Genomic DNA, 19,869 nt, shown 5'->3' with positions numbered 1-19,869 from the left:
ACAGCCAGGCACGCAGCGATGTCACAGCCTTACCCAACCCTGGCGGGTGCGCGTCCGAGGATGCGGCTGGCCACAAGAAGCACGCTGCCCATCACGATCTCGATCGCGACAAAATGGGCGAGGAATGAAGCACCGTGAAACAGATAAGCATTGGTGCGGTATGCCGCTGCGCCGAGGATCAGCACTGCCGCCGCAACGAACCACGGCCGATCACGGGTGATCAGCCCCAGCGCGGCGAAGCTGGCAGCGCCCAGAAACAGGGCACCGATGTCCATCTGACTGCTCAAGCCACCGCCTGTCAGCAGGGGCATTTCTAGCGCCCGCGCCGCGCGCTCCGGTGCGGTCAGCCAGAGCATTGCGTTCAAGCCCATGAATAGCGCTATCAAAGCGACAAGCCCCGCCAGAAGCAATTGACCCGCTTTCATGCAAACCCCTCTTCACCGACTTGTTAATGTAGTATATTACCATTGCAATGTGTGTCAATGGATGCAGATTCCCGGCACCTCGTCAGAAAGACAGTTGTGAAGCGACTATTTCTTCCCGTTCTGCTCGCCGTCTCCGCCTGTGGAGAGAGCGATGGTCAGGACTCTACTCCGCTTGCTGCCGCAGCCTGCGAGGGGTTGGCCGAGCCCGGTATGGTCTGGATCGCCGGGGGCCGTTTCACCATGGGTGCGGATGCCTATTACCCCGAAGAAGGTCCGCCGCGCGAGGTGGAAGTCGATGGGTTCTGGATGAGCCGGACCGAAGTTACCAATGCCCAGTTTGCCGCATTCGTTGCCGCGACCGGCTACCGCACCGAGGCCGAGCGCGATCCGCCGCCGCTTGCCGGCGCGCCGCCCGAGATGCTTGAGCCCGGCTCCGCCGTGTTCCGGGTGCCCACGCCGGACAACCGCAACTGGTGGAATTGGGTGCCGGGTGCACAATGGCGCCACCCCTCTGGCCCGCACACTACGATCCGCGGGCGCGACACCGATCCGGTGGTGCAGGTCACCTATAATGATGCGCTCGCCTATGCCCAATGGGCGGGCCTGAGTCTGCCTAGCGAGGAGCAGTGGGAGTTCGCCGCGCGCGCCGGTGCTGACGTTTTGCCTGAACCAAAGGATGCCTTGGGCAAGCCGACCGCCAACTACTATCAGGGCGTCTTCCCCGCCCGCGATACGGGCGAAGACGGCTTCACCGCGCGCGCACCGGTGGGCTGCTTTCCAGCCAATGCATTCGGCCTGCACGATATGATCGGCAATGTCTGGGAATGGACCACCAATGAGGCCCGCGCCGGCCAGCCGGTCAATGTGATCAAAGGCGGATCATTCCTGTGTGCAGCCAACTATTGCGCACGCTACCGCCCTGCCGCACGACAGTTCCAGGAGCGCGATCTCGGCACCGATCACATCGGGTTTCGCCTCGTGGACAACGAACGGCCTGCGCCGCGCTAGGCGAAGAGCGTGAGCAAATCATGGCGCGTCAGCAGCGCATCGACCTCCTCGCGCGCGGCCGGGGGCAATTCGGCATGGCTGCGGCGCAAGGCATCGAGGCACTTCACCTGATAGCGGAAGGTACCCTGTTCGTAGGGCAAGCCATCGACTGTAATTCGGAAGCTGCTCTGCCCCCCAGCAACAGCGGCTTCGTTGGCGAACAAAAACGGCACATAGATGCGGCCCGCTTCGCTGACCAGTGCCTCGACCACAGGAGCCCATCCAGGCGCCCAATCGCCTTCCACGCCCGAAGCATCGTCAACATGAGCGAGCCAGCGATAGGTGTAAGGATAGTCGCGGCGCATCATCGCCTGCGCGGTCGGGTCGACGCCAAGCTGAGAAAGCTGTCCGTAAATCCCGAACTCCGCCAGCGAAGGGCGGGTGCCGAACAACCAGTGGCGCGTCGTCACATGCGCTTCCAGCGCAGCCAGCACTCGGCGGGTCGAGGCCTCGATCAGCGGGAAATTTTCACGCGTGCAGCCGACCAGCGCCATGCGCCCGACCTGCCGGTCGCGGAAGGCGCTGGCGAAGGCGTTGATCTGCTCCAGGCCGCCCCCCTGATACAAATCGAAAGCGAGCCAATGGCCCATCTGGTCCTGATCCATTGCCTCAAGCCAGCGATAGCCGAACATCGCCTTGGTCAGCCATTCATCGGCAAAATCCTCGATCAGCTGCGCGATGAACGCCTGCGCCGGATCCTCGGGGATAATCGAGCGTTCGAGGTGCCTTGCTTCGAGATCGTGGATCAGCGGCGTGCTGTCATTGGCGAAATGCCCTTCGGGATACTCCAGCACCGGGATGACCGGCGCCTTCACATGCGCCTGCGCCGCGCGCGTCGCCGGGCCTTGCGACCAGACATGCGGGATTCGGCGATAACGCAGGACCGCCCGCATCTTCATCGAATAGGGTGACGCCAAAGCGCCGTGGAGTTTGTACACAGCGCCTTTCCTCACATCAGGCTGCGGCGGTCTATAGCCTCGCTGTTCGGCGGGAGCGAGAACAGCATCCCGTCCTCGCCCACCACGATCTCGCCGTCGAACCGCGCGGGCGCATCGCCAAGGAACGCAGGGTAGAGGTATGCCGCCGGCAACGGCGGGACGAGGTGCGAGAGCACCAGCATCTGCGCGCCCGCTTCCTGCGCGCTCTCCGCCGCCTGCTCGGGCGTGGCATGGTAATCCTGGATGTCGTGGAAGATCTTGGCGGTATTGGCATTTCCTTGTGCCGCGAAGGCCGCCTCGACCTCCTTGAGCAAGTTCGGTTGCAAAGCGTCATGGACAATCAGGTCAGCCCCCTTGCAGGCGGCGACCAGATTGGCCGATTTCGCCGCATCCCCGCTGATGCACAGCGCGCGGCCCTTGTAGTCGAAGCGATAGCCGACCGCGGGCCTGATCGGGTCGTGATCGACCTTGAACGCCGTCACGGTTAGGCCGTCGCCTTGCAGGATGGTTGCGCTGTCGCCCTTGATAGCAAAGGGCCGCGCCTCTGCCCCGCCGCCGCTGCTCGGCACGACTGTTTCGCCGTGGTGGGCGACCCGGTAAGTGTGATCGAGCGCATAGGCCGCATTGAATCCCGCGACGACCTGATCAACCCCTTCCGGGCCATACACTGGCAAAGGCGCAGTGCTCGCGCCGCGGGTCCAATGATAAAGCATCATCGGACCAATGCCGTCGATGTGATCGGAGTGGAAATGGGTCAGCAGCAGCGCGTCGACCTCGGCGGCGCTGATGCCCATCAGGTTGAGGTTGCGGTTACCACTCTCGCCCATGTCGACAACGAACACCTGGCCCCCTGCGATAACAACATTGCAGGGCCCGGCGCGCTGCGGATTGGGCATCGGCGAGCCCGTACCGCACAGGCCGACGTGAAGGCCGTCATCGAGGCTAGTGAGTTGGTCACGGCCAGCCATTTGCTGGGTAGCCCGCTGCACGACATAATGACCGATCTGCTTCTGAAACAGAAATGCTGCCGCCGCCACGATCGCCGCAACAACCACCAGCCCGATTCCGATTCGCTTCATCATCGATCCCCTTTTGGTGGCCTTTTGGATTAATTGATTGCATTAGGCAATTGTTCTTGCGCAAGTCTGATGATGACGCGGCGGCTTCGATGGGCGATCATTTGCTCACGGCACACGAGCAAGCAACGGGTCGGCAGCTTGCTGGCTTTGTGTCCTGAAAGCTCGAATGTGTATGTGGCACCTTGGCTCTGACGACACCCTCTTAGCTGTTTCATTTTGCCGTTCAAATGATCCTGAACGGGGTCGTTGACTGAATGTCCGCTTTGCCGACCTTCTGATCTGCAAGCGGAATGTCTGAAACCGGCCCATTTTCAGACAAACCATTTTCCTACTTGGGTTTTGTTTGCTTTGGTCCCTCAAACGCGTTTTGAGTTTCGCACGCGATGTCCCGCCTTCGGCGGTTCAGCTTCGCTTCCCGGCGTGCGATTTCCTCGCGCAAGCGCTGCGGGCGGCCAGTCGGCCTTTGACTGCCGTGACCAGGCATCTGGCTCGCCTGCGGCTCGCACAAGCTCAGGATGAGCGGGGAGCGGTGCAGGTGCCCCTCCCCGTGTCGGGGAGGATTTAGATACAAAGCATTTTCCTACTCCCCCAATTTCTGCAATCTGGGGTGGGTTATGGACCGCCCTATCCTTGTCAGCCCCTTCGCGCCTTCGCGTCTTCGTTTGAGAAAAAACTGCTCTGCCCCAGCCGGTCGCGCAACCCTGCAGGTGCCCCTCCACCAGCTCGCGCTGGTCCCCCTCCCCCAAGGGGGAGGATCATGAGGAACAAGCGCGCCATTCCCCGCCAGGCCACCAGCGCGGTTGCGGTGGAGGGCCATCCCCCCGCGCCTGACGATCCGCTGCTCTCCTTCACCCCCTATCTCCACGCGGCGCCGCGCGGCAATTCCATCACCCCCGATCTCCAGCGCCGCTTCATCGCGCAGCTCGCCGCCACCGGCATCGTTACCCAGGCCGCGCGCCGCATCGGCAAATCACTGGAGGCGCTTTACAAGCTGCGCCACCGGCCCGGCGCCGAGGGCTTTGCCTCGGCGTGGGATGCGGCGGTGGAGCGCGGCGTTTCCCGGCTGGAGGATGGCGCGCTCGCCCGCGCGATCGCGGGGGAGGAGCGCATGGTCGTCAGCTCCGGCAAGCTGATCGGCACCGAGCGCCGCCATAACGAGGCGCTGGTGATGTTCTTCCTGCGCCACCGGCGGCGCGAACGCTATGGGGCGGAGCGGGATAGGCCCGCCGAAGCCGTTTATGCCGAGGCGCGGAGCCAGGCGATGGCGGCTGCGCGCGAGCTGATCGCGGAGCACAAGCGGCAGGAGCTGGGCGAGCTGATGGCGCTGGTCGAGCACATGGTGGCGAACCGGCTGGCGGGCCGTGCCGCTGTTGCCGGGCTGGATACCGCCAAACCGCTGCACGAAAACGCGCGGATGCTGCGCGAAGCGGCGGCGGCGCGGGATGCGGGCGGTGCGGGCAGTGCGGGCGATGCGGGCGGTGCGGCTATTCCAGCTCCAGAATAACCGCGTCCACCGCCAGGCTGTCACCCTCGGCGGCGTTGAGCCTGGCCACGACTGCCTGCTTTTCGGCGCGCAGGATGTTTTCCATCTTCATCGCCTCCACCGTGGCGAGCGGCTGGCCGGGCTGAACCTCCTCGCCTTCGGCCACGTGCAGCTTCACCAGCAGGCCCGGCATCGGGCAGATCAGCAGCTTGGACAGGTCAGGCGGCAGTTTCTCGATCATGTGACCGGCCAGATGGGCGATGCGCGCGGGCAGGATGCGCAGGTGATGCGTCGCGCCGCGCGTGGTGATGGCATAGCCCGTGCGGGTGTGCGCGAGCTGGATCGTCAGCGCCTCGCCCGCAAGTTCAAGGTCCACCATCACATCGCCCGGTGTGTAATCGAAGCTGACTTCCACCGGCTCGCCATCTACGGTGATCGCCTCTTCCTCGAGCGCCACGACATATTCGCTGTCACCGATACGGACAGACCAGTCGCCCGGCGCGGCAAGCTCCTCGTCCGCCAGCTGCTGATCGATCCGGCGCGCACGGTCGGCATCCGCCGTGGCGATCACCCCGCCGATCGCGGCGAGCCCGCGCAGCAGCTCGTCCGAAGCCGCCGCGCCGTGGAACCCCTCGGGATATTCCTCGGCGATGAAGCCCGTGGTCAGCTCGCCGCTGCGGAAGCGCGGGTGCTGCATGATCGCGCTGAGGAAGTCGACATTGTGGCCCAGCCCCTTGATGCGGAAGGCATCGAGCGCCTGCACCTGCAAATCCGCCGCCTCGTCGCGGGTGGGCGCCCAGGTGATCAGCTTGGCGATCATCGGGTCATAGAACATGCTGACCTCGCCGCCTTCATAGACGCCGTCGTCCACGCGCACGCCGCTTACCCCGCGCCGCCCGTTGGCGCTGCCATCGTCGGTCCAGCCTTCGAGCGGCGGCTTGTATTCGACCAGCCGCCCGGTGGAGGGCAGGAACCCGCGATAGGGATCCTCGGCATAGACGCGGCTTTCGATCGCCCAGCCGTCGATGCCGATATCGGCCTGCGTCATCGCCAGCTTTTCGCCCGCTGCCACGCGGATCATCTGCTCGACCAGGTCCACGCCGGTGATCGCTTCGGTCACGGGATGCTCCACCTGCAGGCGGGTGTTCATTTCGAGGAAGTAGAAGCTCTCCCCGCTCGGGTCCGCGCCGCTGACGATCAGCTCGACCGTGCCCGCTGAATAATATCCGACCGCGCGGGCCAGCGCGACGCATTGCTCGCCCATCGCCTTGCGCATCTTGGGCGTGACGAAGGGCGACGGCGCTTCCTCCACCACCTTCTGGTGGCGGCGCTGGATGCTGCACTCGCGCTCGTTCAGGTAGAGGATGTTGCCGTGCTGGTCGCCGAGTATCTGGATCTCGATGTGGCGCGGATTGAGGATGAATTTCTCGATAAACACGCGGTCGTCGCCGAAGCTGCTGAGCCCCTCGCGCTTGGTCGCCTCAAAGCCTTCGCGCACGTCCTGTTCGTTATAGGCGAGCCGCATACCCTTGCCGCCGCCGCCCGCGCTGGCCTTCATCATCACCGGATAGCCGATTTCCGCCGAAATCCGCACCGCGTGCTCGGTATCCTCGATCTCGCCGACGAAGCCGGGCACGACATTCACGCCCGCTTCTTTCGCCAGCTTCTTGCTCTCGATCTTGTCCCCCATCGCCGCGATGGCGTTCACCGGCGGGCCGATGAAGGCGATGTTCTCCTTCGCGAGTGCCTCGGCAAAGCTCGTCCGCTCGGACAGGAAGCCATAGCCCGGATGCACCGCATCGGCCCCGGTCTGCTTGCAGGCGGCGATGATCTTGTCCGCGATCAGATAGCTTTCAGCCGCAGGCGACGGGCCGATATGCACCGCTTCGTCCGCCATGGCGACGAAGGGCGCACGCGCATCGGCATCGGAATAGACCGCAACCGTGGCGATGCCCATGCGGCGGGCGGTCTTGATCACCCGGCAAGCGATTTCGCCGCGATTGGCGATGAGGATTTTTGAGAACATCAGTAGGTCTTTCGTGATTCCGGAAAATCGTCATGCCGGACTTGGTGAGTGATCACTCTGCCGCCTCCCTTGTCATTGCGAGGAGGCCCGAACTCGTTTCGGGGCGACGCGGCAATCCATGGAACCGTGCCCTGGATTGCTTCGCTTCGCTCGCAATGACGGCCGGGAGACTCACTCTGCCGCCTCCATCGCCTTGCAAGCCCTGCCCTGAGCCTGTCGAAGGGGCTCCTCGCCCTGTAGCGCCGTCAGCCCCAGCTTGGCGAACAGGGCAGCATCCTTGTCATCGCCGGCATTGGCGGCGGTGAGCAGCTTGTCGCCGGTGAAGATCGAGTTCGCGCCCGCCATGAAGCACAATGCTTGCGTGGCCTCGCTCATCGACTCGCGCCCGGCGGAAAGCCGCACCATGCTCATCGGCATGCAGATGCGCGCCACCGCGACCGTGCGCACGAATTCGATGTCATCTATTTTTGCAAGCGGAGTATCGCGCAACATATCCCCCAGCACCGTGCCTTTGATCGGCACCAGCGCGTTGACCGGCACGCTTTCGGGATGCTGCGGCAGGGTGGCGAGCGTGTGGATGAAGCCGACGCGGTCCTCGCGCGTTTCGCCCATGCCGACGATCCCGCCGCTGCACACGTTGATGCCCGAAGCGCGGACGTTCGCCAGCGTATCGAGCCGGTCCGCCATCGTGCGCGTCGAAATCACGCGCTCGTAATATTCGGGGCTGGAGTCGATATTGTGATTGTAATAGTCGAGCCCAGCCTCGGCGAGCTGATCCGCCTGATGCGGCTCGAGCATTCCCAGCGTCATGCAGGTTTCGAGGCCCATCTCGGCCACGCCCTTCACGATCTCGACAATCGCGGGCATGTCGCGGTCCTTTGGATTGCGCCACGCTGCGCCCATGCAGAACCGCTGGCTTCCCGCATCCTTGGCCTGCGCCGCCGATTGGAGCACCGCCTGCACATCCATCAACTTGGTCGCCTCGACCCCGCTGTCCGCTTTCACCGACTGCGAGCAATAGCCGCAATCCTCCGGGCAGCCGCCGGTCTTGATGCTCAGCAGCGTGCAGAGCTGCACCTGTTCAGGCGGATGGTTCGCGCGGTGCACCGTCGCCGCGCGGAACAACAGCTCGGTAAACGGCAGGTCAAACAGCTGCGCGATTTCGTCGCGGGTCCAGTCGGTGCGGGGGTGGGTCAAATTGTTGGTCTCCGTTCGTGCTGAGCTTGTCGAAGCATCGTTCTTCTACAGCGCGGCACCGGAAGTAAAGTGCAGCCCTTCGACAAGCTCAGGGCGAACGGGTTGGGTCGTGTCGCTCACTTCCTCCCCTCCCTCGTCATTGCGAGGAGCGATAGCGACGCGGCAATCCAGCCAGCACCGTATCTGGATTGCCGCGCGACCTGACGGTCGCTCGCAATGACGGAATTTGAGGTCAAAGTTCGTCCTCCACCGGCGGCATGTTGTGGCCCAGCAGCGTCAGAATATCCGCTGCACACTCCACTACGTTGGAGCCGGGGCCATAGATGCCCTGCACCCCCGCCTCGCGCAGGAAGTCGTAATCCTGCTGGGGAATCACGCCGCCTGCCGTCACCTTGATGTCGGGGCGGCCCGCTTCTTTCAGCAGTCGGATCAATTCGGGGATCAGCGTCTTGTGGCCCGCCGCCAATGACGAAGCGCCCACCACGTCAACATCCTTCTCCAACGCCATCTTCGCGGTTTCCTCCGGCGTCTGGAACAGCGGCCCGCTGACCACCTCGAACCCCATGTCGGCAAAGGCGGATGCGATCACATTGGCCCCGCGATCGTGCCCGTCCTGCCCCATCTTGGCGACCATGATTTTCGGCGCGCGGCCCAGCCTTCGCGTGACCGCGGCAACCCCTTCTGTCACCTGCGCAAAGCGGGCATCGTTCGCATAGGCAGCGGTATAGACCCCGCGCACCGGATGCGGAACGGTGTCATAACGCCCGAAGGCCGCCTCCATCGCGGAGGAAATCTCGCCCAGCGTGGCATCGTGGCGGGCCGCCTCGACCGCACGGGCGAGCAAATTCGATCCTCCCCAGGCTGGGGAGGTGGCATCGCGCAGCGATGACGGAGGGGACTCTCCGCCAAAAGGAGCGCCATAAGGCGACTCCCCTCCACCACCCTGCGGGTGGTCCCCCTCCCCGTTTCGGGGAGGATTTTTCGCGGCTTCGGTCAAGGCCCCCAGCGCCGCCTGACAGGCCGCCTCGTCACGGCCCGCACGCACTGCTTTCAGCCGCGCAATCTGCGCTTCGCGCACCGCATGGTTGTCAATATCGAGCGTCTCGATCGGGTCTTCCTTGTCCTTGCGGTACTTGTTGACGCCGACGATCACCGTGTCGCCCTTGTCGATCGCGGTCTGCTTTTTCGCAGCGGCTTCCTCGATCGCAGCCTTGGGCGCGCCGGTGGCGACATAGGCGGTCATCCCGCCCGCCGCGTCTACCTCTGCCATCAGTTTTTCGGCCTGCTCCACCAGCGTGGCAGTGAGCGCCTCGACATAATAGCTGCCGCCCAGCGGATCGACCACATTGCAGATGCCGCTTTCCTCCTGCAGCACCAGCTGCGTGTTGCGCGCAATGCGGGCGGAGAAATCGGTCGGCAGCGCAATCGCCTCGTCGAGCGCATTGGTGTGCAGGCTCTGCGTGCCGCCCAGCGTAGCCGCCATCGCCTCGACGCAGGTGCGGATGACGTTGTTGTAGGGGTCCTGCTCCTGCAAGGAGACGCCCGAGGTCTGGCAATGCGTGCGCAGCATCTTGCTGCGTTCGCTCTTCGCGCCAAGCCCGTCCATCACGCGGTACCACAGGGTGCGCGCGGCGCGCAGCTTGGCCACCTCCATGAAGAAGTTCATGCCGATGCCGAAGAAGAACGACAGGCGGCCCGCGAAGGCGTCCACGTCCAGCCCTGCCGCCATGGCACGCTGCGCATATTCCTTGCCATCGGCGATGGTGAAGGCAAGCTCCTGCACCGCCGTCGCCCCGGCCTCATGCATATGGTAACCCGAAATTGAAATAGAGTTGAATTTCGGCATGTTGGCCGAGGTATAGGCGATGATGTCCGAAACGATCCGCATCGATGGCTCGGGCGGATAGATATAGGTGTTGCGGACCATGAACTCCTTGAGGATGTCGTTCTGGATCGTCCCGTCGAGCTTGTCCTGGCTCACCCCCTGCCGCTCTGCCGCAACGATGAAGAAGGCCAGCACCGGGATCACCGCGCCGTTCATGGTCATGCTGACGCTCATCTGGTCGAGCGGGATCTGGTCGAACAGGATCTCCATGTCGCGCACGGTGTCGATCGCGACGCCGGCCTTGCCGACATCGCCGACCACGCGCGGATGGTCAGAATCATAGCCGCGGTGGGTCGCGAGGTCGAAGGCGACCGACAGCCCCTTCTGCCCCATGGCCAGATTGCGGCGGTAAAAGGCGTTTGATTCCTCGGCGGTAGAAAAGCCCGCATATTGCCGGATGGTCCATGGGCGCCCGGCATACATGCTCGCCTTCACCCCGCGTGTGAAGGGGGCGAAACCCGGCAGGCCGGGATCGGCTGTGGCATCCTCGGCCGTATAGAGCGGCTTGATGCCGAAGCCTTCGGGCGTTTCCCATGTCAGGTCACGCCCTTTGACTTCCTTTTCGGCCAGGGCCTTCCAGTCATCAAAATCCGCCATCTTACCTGCCTTTGAACTCCGCCTTGCGTTTCTGGAGGAACGCCATCCCGCCTTCCATCGCATCCTCGCTCGCCCCGGCAATGCGCTGGCCTTCAGCTTCGGCGATCAGCACTTCGGGCAGCGCGCCATCCAGCGCCAGCGCGATGTTCCTCTTCATCGTGGCATAGGCCAGCGTGGGGCCATTCGCGAGCCTTTCAGCCAGCGCGCGCGCCTCACCCATCAGTGCGTCGTCATCTACCGCCTTGTAGATCAGGCCCCACTCTTCAGCCTGCTGCGCGCCGATCTTCTCGCCCAGCATCATCATGCGGGTGGCCCGGGCACGGCCGATCGCGCGGGCCAGCAGCCAGGTGCTGCCGCCGTCGGGCACCAGGCCGATGTTGACGAAGGCCTGGAGGAAATAGGCGCTCTTGCCAGCCAAGGTGAAATCCGCCGCCAGCGCCAGGCTGCACCCCACGCCCGCCGCCGGGCCGTTGACCGCGCAGATCACCGGCACGGGGGAGCGCATGACGTGGCTGATGGCCGGGTTATAGTGGTTCTGCAGCGCACGGTGGCTGCCGCCCTTGGCTGCGAGTGCGCTGGCTTCACCCCGCGCAGAAAGGTCCGCGCCGGAGCAAAAGCCCTTGCCCGCGCCGGTGATCAGCACCGCCCGCGCATCGTCCAGGCTATAGAAGGCCGCACCGATCTCGTCCGCCATTGCGGGCGCCATGGCATTGAGCCGCTCTGGCCGGTTCAGCGTGATGGTCAGCAGCGGTCCGTCGCGCTCGACAATGATGGTTTCATAGGACATTTCTGGTTTCTCTCTCGATTTGCAGGATCAGTTCGACCAATGGGTGCCTTCGCCGGGCGTTTCCATAATCTCCGTAAGCACGCCCTGCATGTCTTTGGGATGGACGAAAAAGATAGGTGTGCCGTGCGCACCGATGCGGGTGGGGCCAAGGATGCGCTTGCCGAGCGCCTCGAATTCGGAGCGCGCCTCGGCAATATCGGGCACTTCGAAACACACATGGTGCTGCCCGCCGAGCGGATTCTTCTCGAGAAAGGCGCTGATCGGCGAATTGGCATCGAGCGGCTCGATAAGCTCGATCTGCGTGCCGTTCATGCCCGAATGGGTGGGCGTGTTGACGAAGCACACCTTCACCCCCTGCTCTGGCATGTCGAAGGGTTCCTCGATATCGCTCGCACCCATGACGTCGCGGTAATGCGCGATCGAGTCTGCGATGCTTGAGGTGGCGACCCCGATGTGGTTCAGTCTTCCCAGCTTCACTGGCTCAATCCTCTCTCAAAACCGTCATGCTGAACTTGTTTCAGCATCCATTCTTCAGCCCGCTCCGCCGTTGCTTGGGGCGGGATGGACCCTGAAACAAGTTCAGGGTGACGAAGGTGTTTATGGCGTCGCGGCCCCAATGTGGTCGAGGCGGCCTAATTTCATTCGATTGAATCCCCGTGCATGAACATTCCGCTATAGAACATCATCGCGAAAACTGTGGCCGTAAGGAGCAGCACGATCAGGAAACCACGCTTACTCACAGCGGAATATTATCATGCTTCTTCCACGGGTTCTCGAGCTGTTTGCCGCGCAGCTTGCGCAGCCCCAGCGCGATCCGCCGCCGCGTCGCGTGCGGGTAGATCACCTCGTCGATATAGCCCTGGCTCGCCGCCACGAAGGGGTTGGCGAAGCGGTCTTCATATTCCTTCGTCTTTTCGGCGATCTTTTCCGCATCGCCCCGATCCTGGCGGAAGATGATCTCCACCGCGCCTTTCGCCCCCATCACCGCGATTTCGGCGGTGGGCCAGGCGTAGTTGAGATCGCCGCGCAAATGCTTTGACGCCATCACGTCATAGGCCCCGCCATAGGCCTTGCGGGTGATCACGGTAATCTTGGGCACAGTCGCCTCGGCATAGGCGAACAGCAGCTTCGCCCCGTGCTTGATGATGCCGCCCAGCTCCTGCGCGGTGCCGGGCAGGAAGCCGGGCACGTCGACAAAGGTCAGGATCGGGATCTCGAAGGCATCGCAGAAGCGCACGAAACGCGCCGCCTTCTTGCTGGCATTGATATCAAGGCAGCCCGCCAGCACCATCGGCTGATTGGCGACCACGCCCACCGTGCGCCCCTCAACCCGGCCAAAGCCGCAGATGATGTTCGCCGCATGGGCCGCCTGCACTTCGAAGAAATCGCCTTCATCCAGCACTTTGGCGATCACCTCCTGCATGTCATAGGGCTGGTTGGCATTGTCGGGGATCAGCGTGTCGAGGCTCGGCTCTTCGCGGTCGAACGGGTCGCTGGTTGGCCGCAGGGGCACTGTATCCCCGTTTGCTTTTGGGCGGTTCGAAAGCGGCAGGTAATCGAAGAATTCCCGCGTCGCGAGCAGCGCCTCGATATCATTCTCGAAAGCGATATCGGCAACCGAAGTCTTGGTGGTGTGCGTCACCGCCCCGCCCAGTTCTTCCTGCGTCACCACTTCATTGGTGACCGTCTTGACCACTTCAGGCCCGGTCACGAACATGTAGGAGCTGTCCTTCACCATGAAGATGAAGTCGGTCATCGCGGGGGAATAGACCGCCCCGCCCGCGCACGGCCCCATGATGAGCGAAATCTGCGGCACCAAACCGCTCGCCAGCACATTGCGCTGGAACACCTCAGCATAGCCGCCAAGGCTGGCCACGCCTTCCTGAATGCGCGCGCCGCCGCTGTCATTGATGCCGATCACTGGCGCGCCGACCTTCATTGCATTGTCCATCACCTTGCAGATCTTTTCGGCATGGCGTTTCGACAATGAACCGCCGAACACGGTGAAGTCCTGGCTGAATACATAGACCAGCCGCCCGTTGATGGTGCCGCTGCCCGTGACCACGCCGTCGCCAGTGATCTTCTGATCCTGCATGCCGAAATCGGTGCAATCATGCTCGACATAGGTATCAAGTTCTTCAAAACTGCCTTCGTCGAGCAGCACCTCCAGCCGTTCGCGCGCGGTCAGCTTGCCCTTGGCGTGCTGCGCATCGATGCGCTTCTGGCCACCGCCCAGCAAGGCTGCGGCACGGCGACGTTCCATTTCAGCGATATTGGCGGACATCGGTTTTCCTGTAATGGCTGCAAATGCGCCAAGGGCCTAGCGACGGAAAACCGCCAAGGTCAACGTATCAAAATCGCAGCATGACACGCCGCGCGAGCGCAGGCGACAGCGAATAGACCCAGCGCAGCAACCTGACCTGGCCGACATTGGCCTCATCTGCATTGCTCTCGATCGCGTCGAGTATTTGCGCGGCGCATTCCTGCGGCGGCATCTTTTTCATCTGGCGATCCGCGGTCATCTGCGTTTCGACCACCGGTGGCAGCGCCTCGATCACGTGGATATTCGTGTCTTTCAGCTGTTCGCGCAGCGCCATGGTGTAGCTGCGCAGCCCCGCCTTGGTGGCGCAATAGACCGGGCCGCCAGCGCGCGGAGCAATGGCAAGCCCGCTGGTGACATTAACGATCGCTGCCTCGCCCCTCCTGCCCAGCATCGGCACCAGCGCGGTGATCAGGCGAATGGGGGCGTCGAGATTGGCATAGATACAGGCGTCCGCCGCATCGGCATCGGGCAGTTCCTGGCGAAAGTCATGATCGACCCCCTGCCCGGCATTGTTGATCAATATGTCGATTTCGCGATTGCCCAGATCCGCAATCAGCCCGTCTACCCCCTGCGCGCTGGAGAGATCGGCTTCGATCGCTTCGAACCCTTCGTCGCGCATTGCCGCCAACCGCTCCTTGTCGCGCCCGGTAATGGCAACCCTGGCGCCTTTGCCCTTGAGCTGCCGCGCCAGCTCGCGCCCGATTCCCGCGCTCCCTCCCGTGAGGAGGACCGATTTGCCTTTGACGTCCATCAGAGTTTCACGATCCCTTTTTCAATGAGGCTGTTCGCGCAATCGACAATCGTCTGCCTTTCATCGCGCGTCTTCCAGCCCAGGCGTTCAAGCGCATGGCTGGCATCGGCATTGCGGGTCTTGCCCAGTTCGGCCTTGACCGAACGGATACCGGGATTGAACAGGGCCAGCACATGGACGAGCCAGTCCGGCATCCTGCGGGTCGGCACCTTGCGCGCCTTGTCGCCCAGATTCTCTCGCAGCACCGCCCCAACATCGATGAATTTCATGAACTTGCCCGATGCGATGAAACGCTCGCCGGCAAGGCCGGGTTCTTCGAGGCATTTGACATGCAGCGCCGCGACATCGCGCACATCGACCACGGCAAACCCCAGATCGGGGGCAAGCGGCACCGCGCCCGAGAGCAATTGTTCGATCGCGCTGACCGATGTGGAAAAATCGGCACTGTAGACCGGACCGAGCACGAGCGAGGGGTTGATCGAAACGAACTCCATCCCCGCGCCATGTTCTGCCACCCAATCGCGTGCCGCCCGTTCAGCTATCGTCTTGGATTTGACATAGGGGTAAACGTCCGGGTGGTTGACGTCGGTCCAGTCGCTTTCGGTGACGGTATATTCCTTCTCGCTTCTGCCATAGGCGATTGCCGCCATCGAACTTGTCTGGACAAATCGCTTGACGTCCGCAGCCCTGGCAAAGCGCAGCGCGCGCAATGTGCCCTCGCGCGCGGGAACGATTAGATCATCCTCGTGCCTGGGCGGAGCGAGCGGCAGGGGTGAAGCTACATGTGCCACTGCATCGCACCCGGCATTGGCCTCGGCCCAGCCTGCATCGCTCATCAAATCGGCCTGGAAGACCTTGAGCCGTTCCCCCGCTGCAGGCCAGCGCGCGCGCAGGCGCGGCTCGCTGCGGGCTGTGTCCCTCACCGTGGTATGGACCGTGTAGCCCCTGGCCAGCAGCTGATCGATCAACTCGCCGCCGATATAGCCGGTGCCGCCGGTTACGAGTATTGTGCCTGTCATTGCATGCCTCCCCTTGAGCGAGAGGAATATGCGAAATAGCGGCAATGGGCAACGAGAAGGGACGTGAATGCAGCAGGTCGATTTTCTGGTGATCGGAGCGGGCATTGCCGGGCTGTCTGCTGCCGCCCGTCTGGCCCGGCGGGGCAAGGTGGTGGTGTGCGAGGCGGAAGGCGCGCCCGGCGTGCATGCATCGGGGCGCAGCGCGGCATTCGCCCATTTCGACATGGACGAACCCATCGTCCGTGCGCTGACCGCTGCCAGCCTGCCGCTGCTCGAAGAACCGGGAGCGCGGGTGCACCCTGCGCTGTTCGTGGCGCCCGGTGGGCAGGAGGCCGCGCTTGACCGGCTGGAGGCGGATTATCGCGCGTGGGCGCCCGGTGTTCAGCGGCTCGACCCTGAGGCGGCGCGGGCGCTGGTGCCGGTGCTCAATATCGGCGATGGCGGCATTACCGGCGCGCTGATCGATCCGAACGGGCGCAAGCTCGACGCCCATGCCATGCTGGAGGGGCATCGCCGCGTGCTGCGCGAAAACGGCGGCAGGATCTCGCTCGATGCGCCGGTCAGGGCGATGCGCCGCGATGGCGAGCGCTGGATTGTCGACACGCCGCAGGAAAGCTTTGCTGCAAGGGTAGTGGTCAATGCCGCGGGTGCATGGGTTGATGATGTCGCCGCGCTGGCTGGCGTCGCAGCGATCGGCATCCAGCCAATGCGGCGCACGGTCATTACCTTCGATGTGCCCAAGGGGCTGGACGTGTCGGCGTGGCCCTTCACCAAAACTGTCGGCCCCGGCTTCTATATCGAGCCGGAGGGGCGCGGAAGGTTGCTGGCCTGCCCGATGGACGAGCATCCCTCCGCCCCCTGCGATGCGCAGCCGGAGGAAGAGGATGTGGCGCTTGCGGCCTGGCGGGTCGAACAGGCGACCACGCTGGAAATCCGCCGGATCGCCAGCAAATGGGCGGGGCTCAGGAGCTTTGCGCCTGACCGCCGCCCGGTCGCGGGCTTCGATCCCGATGCGCCCGGCTTCTTGTGGCTGGCGGGCCAGGGCGGGTTCGGCCTGCAGACCTCTCCAGCGATGGCATTGGCCGCCGAAGCGCTTGCCTGCCAGCACGACTGGCCGGAGGAATTGCGCGCCGTGGGGGCCCAGCCGGAAATGCTTTCGCCCGCGCGGCTGCGCGGCTAGCTCACTTCAGCAGCACCAGTTCCTCGGCCATCGAGGGATGCAGCGCCACCGTGTCATCGAAGGCCTGCTTGGTCAGCCCGGCCTTCACCGCCACTGCGGCAGCTTGCAGGATCTCGGGCGATTCCGGGCCGATCATGTGGATGCCCAGCACTTTCTCTGACGTCGATTCGACGATCATCTTGTAGAGCCCGCGCTCTGCATGGGGGGCAAAGATGTTCTTCATCGGCCGAAAATCGGAGGTGTAGACCTTGACATCGCCATGGGTTTCGCGCGCCTGCGCTTCGGTCAGCCCCACGCCAGCCAGCGGCGGCTGGCTGAATACCGCGCTGGGAATGGCGGAATAATCGATCGTGCGCGGGTTGCCGCCGAACACCGTATCGGCAAAGGCATGGCCTTCGCGGATCGCCACCGGGGTCAGCTGCACCCGGTCGGTCACATCGCCCACGGCGTAGATGCTGTCGCAACTGGTGCGGTTGTATTCGTCAACCTTGATCGCGCCATTGTCGGCCATTTCCACGCCCGCGCTGTCCAGCCCCAGCCCCTTGCTGTTGGGGTTGCGCCCGGTGGCGATCAGCACCTGGTCAACCTTGACCGGATTGGCATCTCCAAGGTCCACGATCAGGCAGCCATCATCGGCCTTTTCGACCGATTTGATCTGGCTGTGCATGCGAAAATCGATCCCGCGCCCCATCGCGATATGCAGCATCCGGTCGACAATCTGCTGGTCATAGCTGCGCAGGATCCGGTCGGTGCGGTTGACCACCGTTACTTCGCTGCCAAGTGCGTTGAACACGCCGGCAAATTCCATCGCGATATAGCCGCCGCCAACCACCATCAGGCACTTGGGCTGCTGTTCCAGATGGAACACTTCGTTCGAGCTGATGCAGTGCTCGGCGCCGGGGAAATCGGGCATGGCGGGCCAGGCGCCGGTCGCAATCAGGATATATTTCGCGGTGACTTCGCGCCCGCTGGCAAGCCGCACTGAATGCGGACCGGTTACGGTCGCGCGTTCGGCGAATACTTCAACCTCATGGCTGGCCAGCGTCTGGCCATAGAGGCCTTCGAGCCGGTCGACATCGGCATTCACGAAATCGCGCAGTTTTGCCCAGTCGAAGCTTTTGCCCTCGATCGTCCAGCCCAGCGTTTCGGCATGGCCAAGTTCCTCTGCGAACATGGATCCGTAAACCAGCATCTTCTTGGGCACGCAGCCGCGGATCACGCAGGTGCCGCCAACCCGGTATTCCTCTGCCACTGCCACCCTGGCTCCGTGCGCGGCAGCGACGCGGCTGGCCCGCACGCCGCCCGAACCGGCGCCAATGGTAAAAAGGTCGTAATCGTATTCGGCCATGAACAAGCTCCTGCTGGGTGGGCGGCATATGGTGACAGGCAGCACGCTTGCCAACCGCCGCCGCCCGGCAGCGCATTGTTCGCAGGCCTGTGCGGCTCAGTTACGCGCTGGCTGCGCGCGGCCCCCTGTTGCCGCCCGACCCGCGGCGACCGCCGCCGCCCGGCTTGCCGCGAAAGCCGCCCGGGCGAGAAGGCTTGCCCTTGCGCGCAGTATGCTTCTGCTTGGGGGCGCCCTGCGACTTGCCAGGCGCGTCGCCTTGCGAACGCGATCCGCCGCGCGGCTTGGGGTCGACCCGCTGGCGCTGGCCAGGTGCCGTCCTTTTGGTAGGGCCGACGCCTTCAACAACTGCACGGAAATTGTCCGGCAGCGGCAAACGTTCGAACTCCGCATCGGTATTGCGGCGAATATCCCTCAGATAATCGCGCTCATCCTCGGCGCAGAACGCAATCGCAATCCCGTCCTTGCCCGCACGCGCGGTGCGTCCGATGCGGTGGACATATTGCTCGGGCACATTGGGCAGTTCGTAATTGATCACATGGCTGACGCCGGGGATGTCGATCCCGCGGGCAGCCACATCGGTTGCCACCAGAATCGGCGTCTTGGCGGATTTGAATTCTGCCAGGGCGCGCTCACGCTGCGGCTGGCTCTTGTTGCCATGGATCGCATTGGCGGGAATGCCGCACTGGTGCAGCTTCTTCACCACCCGGTCCGCGCCGTGCTTGGTGCGGGTAAAGATCAGCACACGCTCGAACTTGCCCGGCACCTTGTGGCGTTCTTGCAGCATCATTTCGAGCAATGTCTGCTTCTCGTCCTGCTGGACCATGAACAGATACTGGTCGACGCGCTCAGCCGTGGTGGCTGCGGGCGTAACCGATACCTGCACCGGATTGCGGCAATATTTGCCGACCAGTTCCTTGATCGCCTTGGGCATGGTGGCACTGAAGAACAGCGTCTGCCGCTCGGCTGGAACCAGCTCGTTGATGCGGCGCAGCGCATGGATGAAGCCAAGGTCGAGCATCTGGTCCGCTTCATCGAGAACAAGGATTTCCACGCCCGAAAGGTTGAAGGCCTTCTGGTCGATCAGGTCGAGCAAGCGGCCCGGCGTGGCGACCAGAATGTCGGTCCCGCGGTGCAGCTTGTTGCGATCCTTGCCCACCGAAGTGCCGCCCACGATCGACTGGACCTTGAGGCCCGCAAGCGCGCCGTAATCCTTGGCGCTCTGGGCTATCTGCCCGGCGAGCTCGCGCGTCGGTGCAAGCACCAGCATGCGGCAGCTCTTGAATGGAATGTGGCCTTCAGCATCGCGCAAACGGTCAATGCTGGGCAGCATGAATGCCGCCGTCTTGCCGGTTCCGGTTTGCGCAATGCCCAGCAGGTCGCGGCCTTCCAGCACGGGCGGAATCGCCTGTACCTGGATCGGCGTTGGCGTGGTGTAGCCTTTCAACTCGAGGGCCTGGAGCACTGGCTGCGACAGCCCGAGTTCGTCAAACTGACGGGGAGTTTCGATTGTCATTATATGTATTTAACTCGCAATTTATGCGGCGCGCGACTTGCCCCTTGGCGGATTCCGGATGGAATCGTCGCGCGGCGCGGGTGTCTCAAACGACCCGCGTGAAAAGGGAAGTCTTCTAGAAAAACCGAGGCGCGGCCGGGGCGGATATTTTCAGTTTTCCGCCGCTTCACGCAGGCTAGCGCGCTTCGATCGGCGGCATGTGGGGGCGAGCGCAGAAAAAGTCAAACGAATTCGCTGCGCTGCAACAAGGGCTGGTGCGCATCAGCCATCC

16 protein-coding genes are annotated in these 19,869 nt (G+C 63.5%); 3 read left to right on the top strand and 13 right to left on the bottom strand.

Features of this window, described 5'->3' with window-relative positions; all coding sequences use genetic code 11:
- Positions 1-29 precede the first annotated feature (29 nt).
- Positions 30-275: a hypothetical protein gene (locus ACX2DJ_RS11350; RefSeq protein WP_462572748.1), complete on the bottom strand. Its 246-nt coding sequence runs from the start codon at positions 273-275 to the stop codon at positions 30-32.
- A 207-nt stretch (positions 276-482) separates the two neighbouring features.
- On the opposite strand from ACX2DJ_RS11350, the gene ACX2DJ_RS11345 reads away from it, so the two are divergent.
- Positions 483-1,433, top strand: coding sequence for a formylglycine-generating enzyme family protein (locus ACX2DJ_RS11345; RefSeq protein WP_462572746.1), 951 nt, complete (start codon positions 483-485; stop codon positions 1,431-1,433).
- Here the strand turns inward: ACX2DJ_RS11345 and ACX2DJ_RS11340 are convergent.
- The gene (locus ACX2DJ_RS11340; protein WP_462572744.1) at positions 1,430-2,410 is read right to left on the bottom strand and encodes a glutathione S-transferase family protein; all 981 of its coding nucleotides are present in this window, start codon (positions 2,408-2,410) and stop codon (positions 1,430-1,432) included. The two genes, ACX2DJ_RS11345 and ACX2DJ_RS11340, sit on opposite strands and share 4 nt — an antisense overlap.
- Before the next feature lie 11 nt (positions 2,411-2,421).
- Positions 2,422-3,492 carry an MBL fold metallo-hydrolase gene (locus ACX2DJ_RS11335; protein ID WP_462572743.1) on the bottom strand — a complete coding sequence of 357 codons (1,071 nt, stop codon included), beginning with the start codon at positions 3,490-3,492 and terminating at the stop codon, positions 2,422-2,424.
- Positions 3,493-4,246: 754 nt separating this feature from the next.
- Between ACX2DJ_RS11335 and ACX2DJ_RS11330 the strand changes: the two genes are divergently transcribed.
- Complete coding sequence (locus ACX2DJ_RS11330; protein WP_462572742.1) at positions 4,247-4,993, top strand: hypothetical protein; 747 nt, start codon at positions 4,247-4,249, stop codon at positions 4,991-4,993.
- Here the strand turns inward: ACX2DJ_RS11330 and ACX2DJ_RS11325 are convergent.
- The 8 genes from ACX2DJ_RS11325 to ACX2DJ_RS11290 all read right to left on the bottom strand — a co-directional run bounded on the left by ACX2DJ_RS11325 (position 4,974) and on the right by ACX2DJ_RS11290 (position 15,557).
- Positions 4,974-6,998: an ATP-binding protein gene (locus tag ACX2DJ_RS11325; protein WP_462572741.1), complete on the bottom strand. Its 2,025-nt coding sequence runs from the start codon at positions 6,996-6,998 to the stop codon at positions 4,974-4,976. The two genes, ACX2DJ_RS11330 and ACX2DJ_RS11325, sit on opposite strands and share 20 nt — an antisense overlap.
- Positions 6,999-7,169: 171 nt before the next feature.
- The gene (gene bioB, locus ACX2DJ_RS11320; protein ID WP_462572740.1) at positions 7,170-8,195 is read right to left on the bottom strand and encodes a biotin synthase BioB; all 1,026 of its coding nucleotides are present in this window, start codon (positions 8,193-8,195) and stop codon (positions 7,170-7,172) included.
- Positions 8,196-8,427: 232 nt separating this feature from the next.
- A complete protein-coding gene (gene scpA, locus ACX2DJ_RS11315; RefSeq protein WP_462572739.1) occupies positions 8,428-10,677 on the bottom strand; it encodes a methylmalonyl-CoA mutase in 2,250 nt (749 codons plus the stop codon).
- A gap of 1 nt (position 10,678) precedes the next feature.
- A complete protein-coding gene (locus ACX2DJ_RS11310) occupies positions 10,679-11,464 on the bottom strand; it encodes an enoyl-CoA hydratase-related protein (protein ID WP_462572738.1) in 786 nt (261 codons plus the stop codon).
- 27 nt (positions 11,465-11,491) lie between these two features.
- Positions 11,492-11,941 carry a methylmalonyl-CoA epimerase gene (mce, locus tag ACX2DJ_RS11305; protein ID WP_462572737.1) on the bottom strand — a complete coding sequence of 150 codons (450 nt, stop codon included), beginning with the start codon at positions 11,939-11,941 and terminating at the stop codon, positions 11,492-11,494.
- Positions 11,942-12,200: 259 nt separating this feature from the next.
- Positions 12,201-13,748 carry an acyl-CoA carboxylase subunit beta gene (locus ACX2DJ_RS11300; protein ID WP_462572736.1) on the bottom strand — a complete coding sequence of 516 codons (1,548 nt, stop codon included), beginning with the start codon at positions 13,746-13,748 and terminating at the stop codon, positions 12,201-12,203.
- A gap of 67 nt (positions 13,749-13,815) precedes the next feature.
- On the bottom strand, positions 13,816-14,538 hold the full coding sequence (locus tag ACX2DJ_RS11295) for an SDR family oxidoreductase (protein WP_462572734.1): 723 nt from the start codon (positions 14,536-14,538) through the stop codon (positions 13,816-13,818).
- Complete coding sequence (locus tag ACX2DJ_RS11290) at positions 14,538-15,557, bottom strand: NAD-dependent epimerase/dehydratase family protein (RefSeq protein WP_462572732.1); 1,020 nt, start codon at positions 15,555-15,557, stop codon at positions 14,538-14,540. Before ACX2DJ_RS11290 ends, ACX2DJ_RS11295 begins: the two co-directional genes overlap by 1 nt.
- A gap of 67 nt (positions 15,558-15,624) precedes the next feature.
- Between ACX2DJ_RS11290 and ACX2DJ_RS11285 the strand changes: the two genes are divergently transcribed.
- Positions 15,625-16,737, top strand: a complete 1,113-nt coding sequence (locus ACX2DJ_RS11285) for an NAD(P)/FAD-dependent oxidoreductase (RefSeq protein ID WP_462572731.1) — start codon at positions 15,625-15,627, stop codon at positions 16,735-16,737.
- A 1-nt stretch (position 16,738) separates the two neighbouring features.
- On the opposite strand, the gene gorA is transcribed toward ACX2DJ_RS11285, so the two are convergent.
- Both gorA and ACX2DJ_RS11275 read right to left on the bottom strand, forming a co-directional pair.
- Positions 16,739-18,085, bottom strand: coding sequence for a glutathione-disulfide reductase (gorA, locus tag ACX2DJ_RS11280; RefSeq protein ID WP_462572729.1), 1,347 nt, complete (start codon positions 18,083-18,085; stop codon positions 16,739-16,741).
- A gap of 100 nt (positions 18,086-18,185) precedes the next feature.
- Complete coding sequence (locus tag ACX2DJ_RS11275; RefSeq protein WP_462572728.1) at positions 18,186-19,598, bottom strand: DEAD/DEAH box helicase; 1,413 nt, start codon at positions 19,596-19,598, stop codon at positions 18,186-18,188.
- Between the last annotated feature and the right edge of the window lie 271 nt (positions 19,599-19,869).

The sequence above is a fragment of the Altererythrobacter chaiwopuensis genome, from assembly GCF_054957755.1.
Note: the sequence above shows the minus strand (reverse complement) of the source record. Positions and strands in the feature narration are given on the sequence as shown.

Coding starts and splice junctions, on each gene's coding strand:
- ACX2DJ_RS11350 (WP_462572748.1), bottom strand. CDS start 275: ATGGACATCGGTGCCCTGTTTCTGGGCGCTGCCAGCTTCGCCGCGCTG.
- ACX2DJ_RS11345 (WP_462572746.1), top strand. CDS start 483: ATGGATGCAGATTCCCGGCACCTCGTCAGAAAGACAGTTGTGAAGCGA.
- ACX2DJ_RS11335 (WP_462572743.1), bottom strand. CDS start 3,492: ATGATGAAGCGAATCGGAATCGGGCTGGTGGTTGTTGCGGCGATCGTG.
- ACX2DJ_RS11330 (WP_462572742.1), top strand. CDS start 4,247: ATGAGGAACAAGCGCGCCATTCCCCGCCAGGCCACCAGCGCGGTTGCG.
- ACX2DJ_RS11325 (WP_462572741.1), bottom strand. CDS start 6,998: ATGTTCTCAAAAATCCTCATCGCCAATCGCGGCGAAATCGCTTGCCGG.
- scpA (WP_462572739.1), bottom strand. CDS start 10,677: ATGGCGGATTTTGATGACTGGAAGGCCCTGGCCGAAAAGGAAGTCAAA.
- ACX2DJ_RS11310 (WP_462572738.1), bottom strand. CDS start 11,464: ATGTCCTATGAAACCATCATTGTCGAGCGCGACGGACCGCTGCTGACC.
- ACX2DJ_RS11300 (WP_462572736.1), bottom strand. CDS start 13,748: ATGTCCGCCAATATCGCTGAAATGGAACGTCGCCGTGCCGCAGCCTTG.
- ACX2DJ_RS11295 (WP_462572734.1), bottom strand. CDS start 14,538: ATGGACGTCAAAGGCAAATCGGTCCTCCTCACGGGAGGGAGCGCGGGA.
- ACX2DJ_RS11290 (WP_462572732.1), bottom strand. CDS start 15,557: ATGACAGGCACAATACTCGTAACCGGCGGCACCGGCTATATCGGCGGC.
- ACX2DJ_RS11285 (WP_462572731.1), top strand. CDS start 15,625: ATGCAGCAGGTCGATTTTCTGGTGATCGGAGCGGGCATTGCCGGGCTG.
- gorA (WP_462572729.1), bottom strand. CDS start 18,085: ATGGCCGAATACGATTACGACCTTTTTACCATTGGCGCCGGTTCGGGC.
- ACX2DJ_RS11275 (WP_462572728.1), bottom strand. CDS start 19,598: ATGACAATCGAAACTCCCCGTCAGTTTGACGAACTCGGGCTGTCGCAG.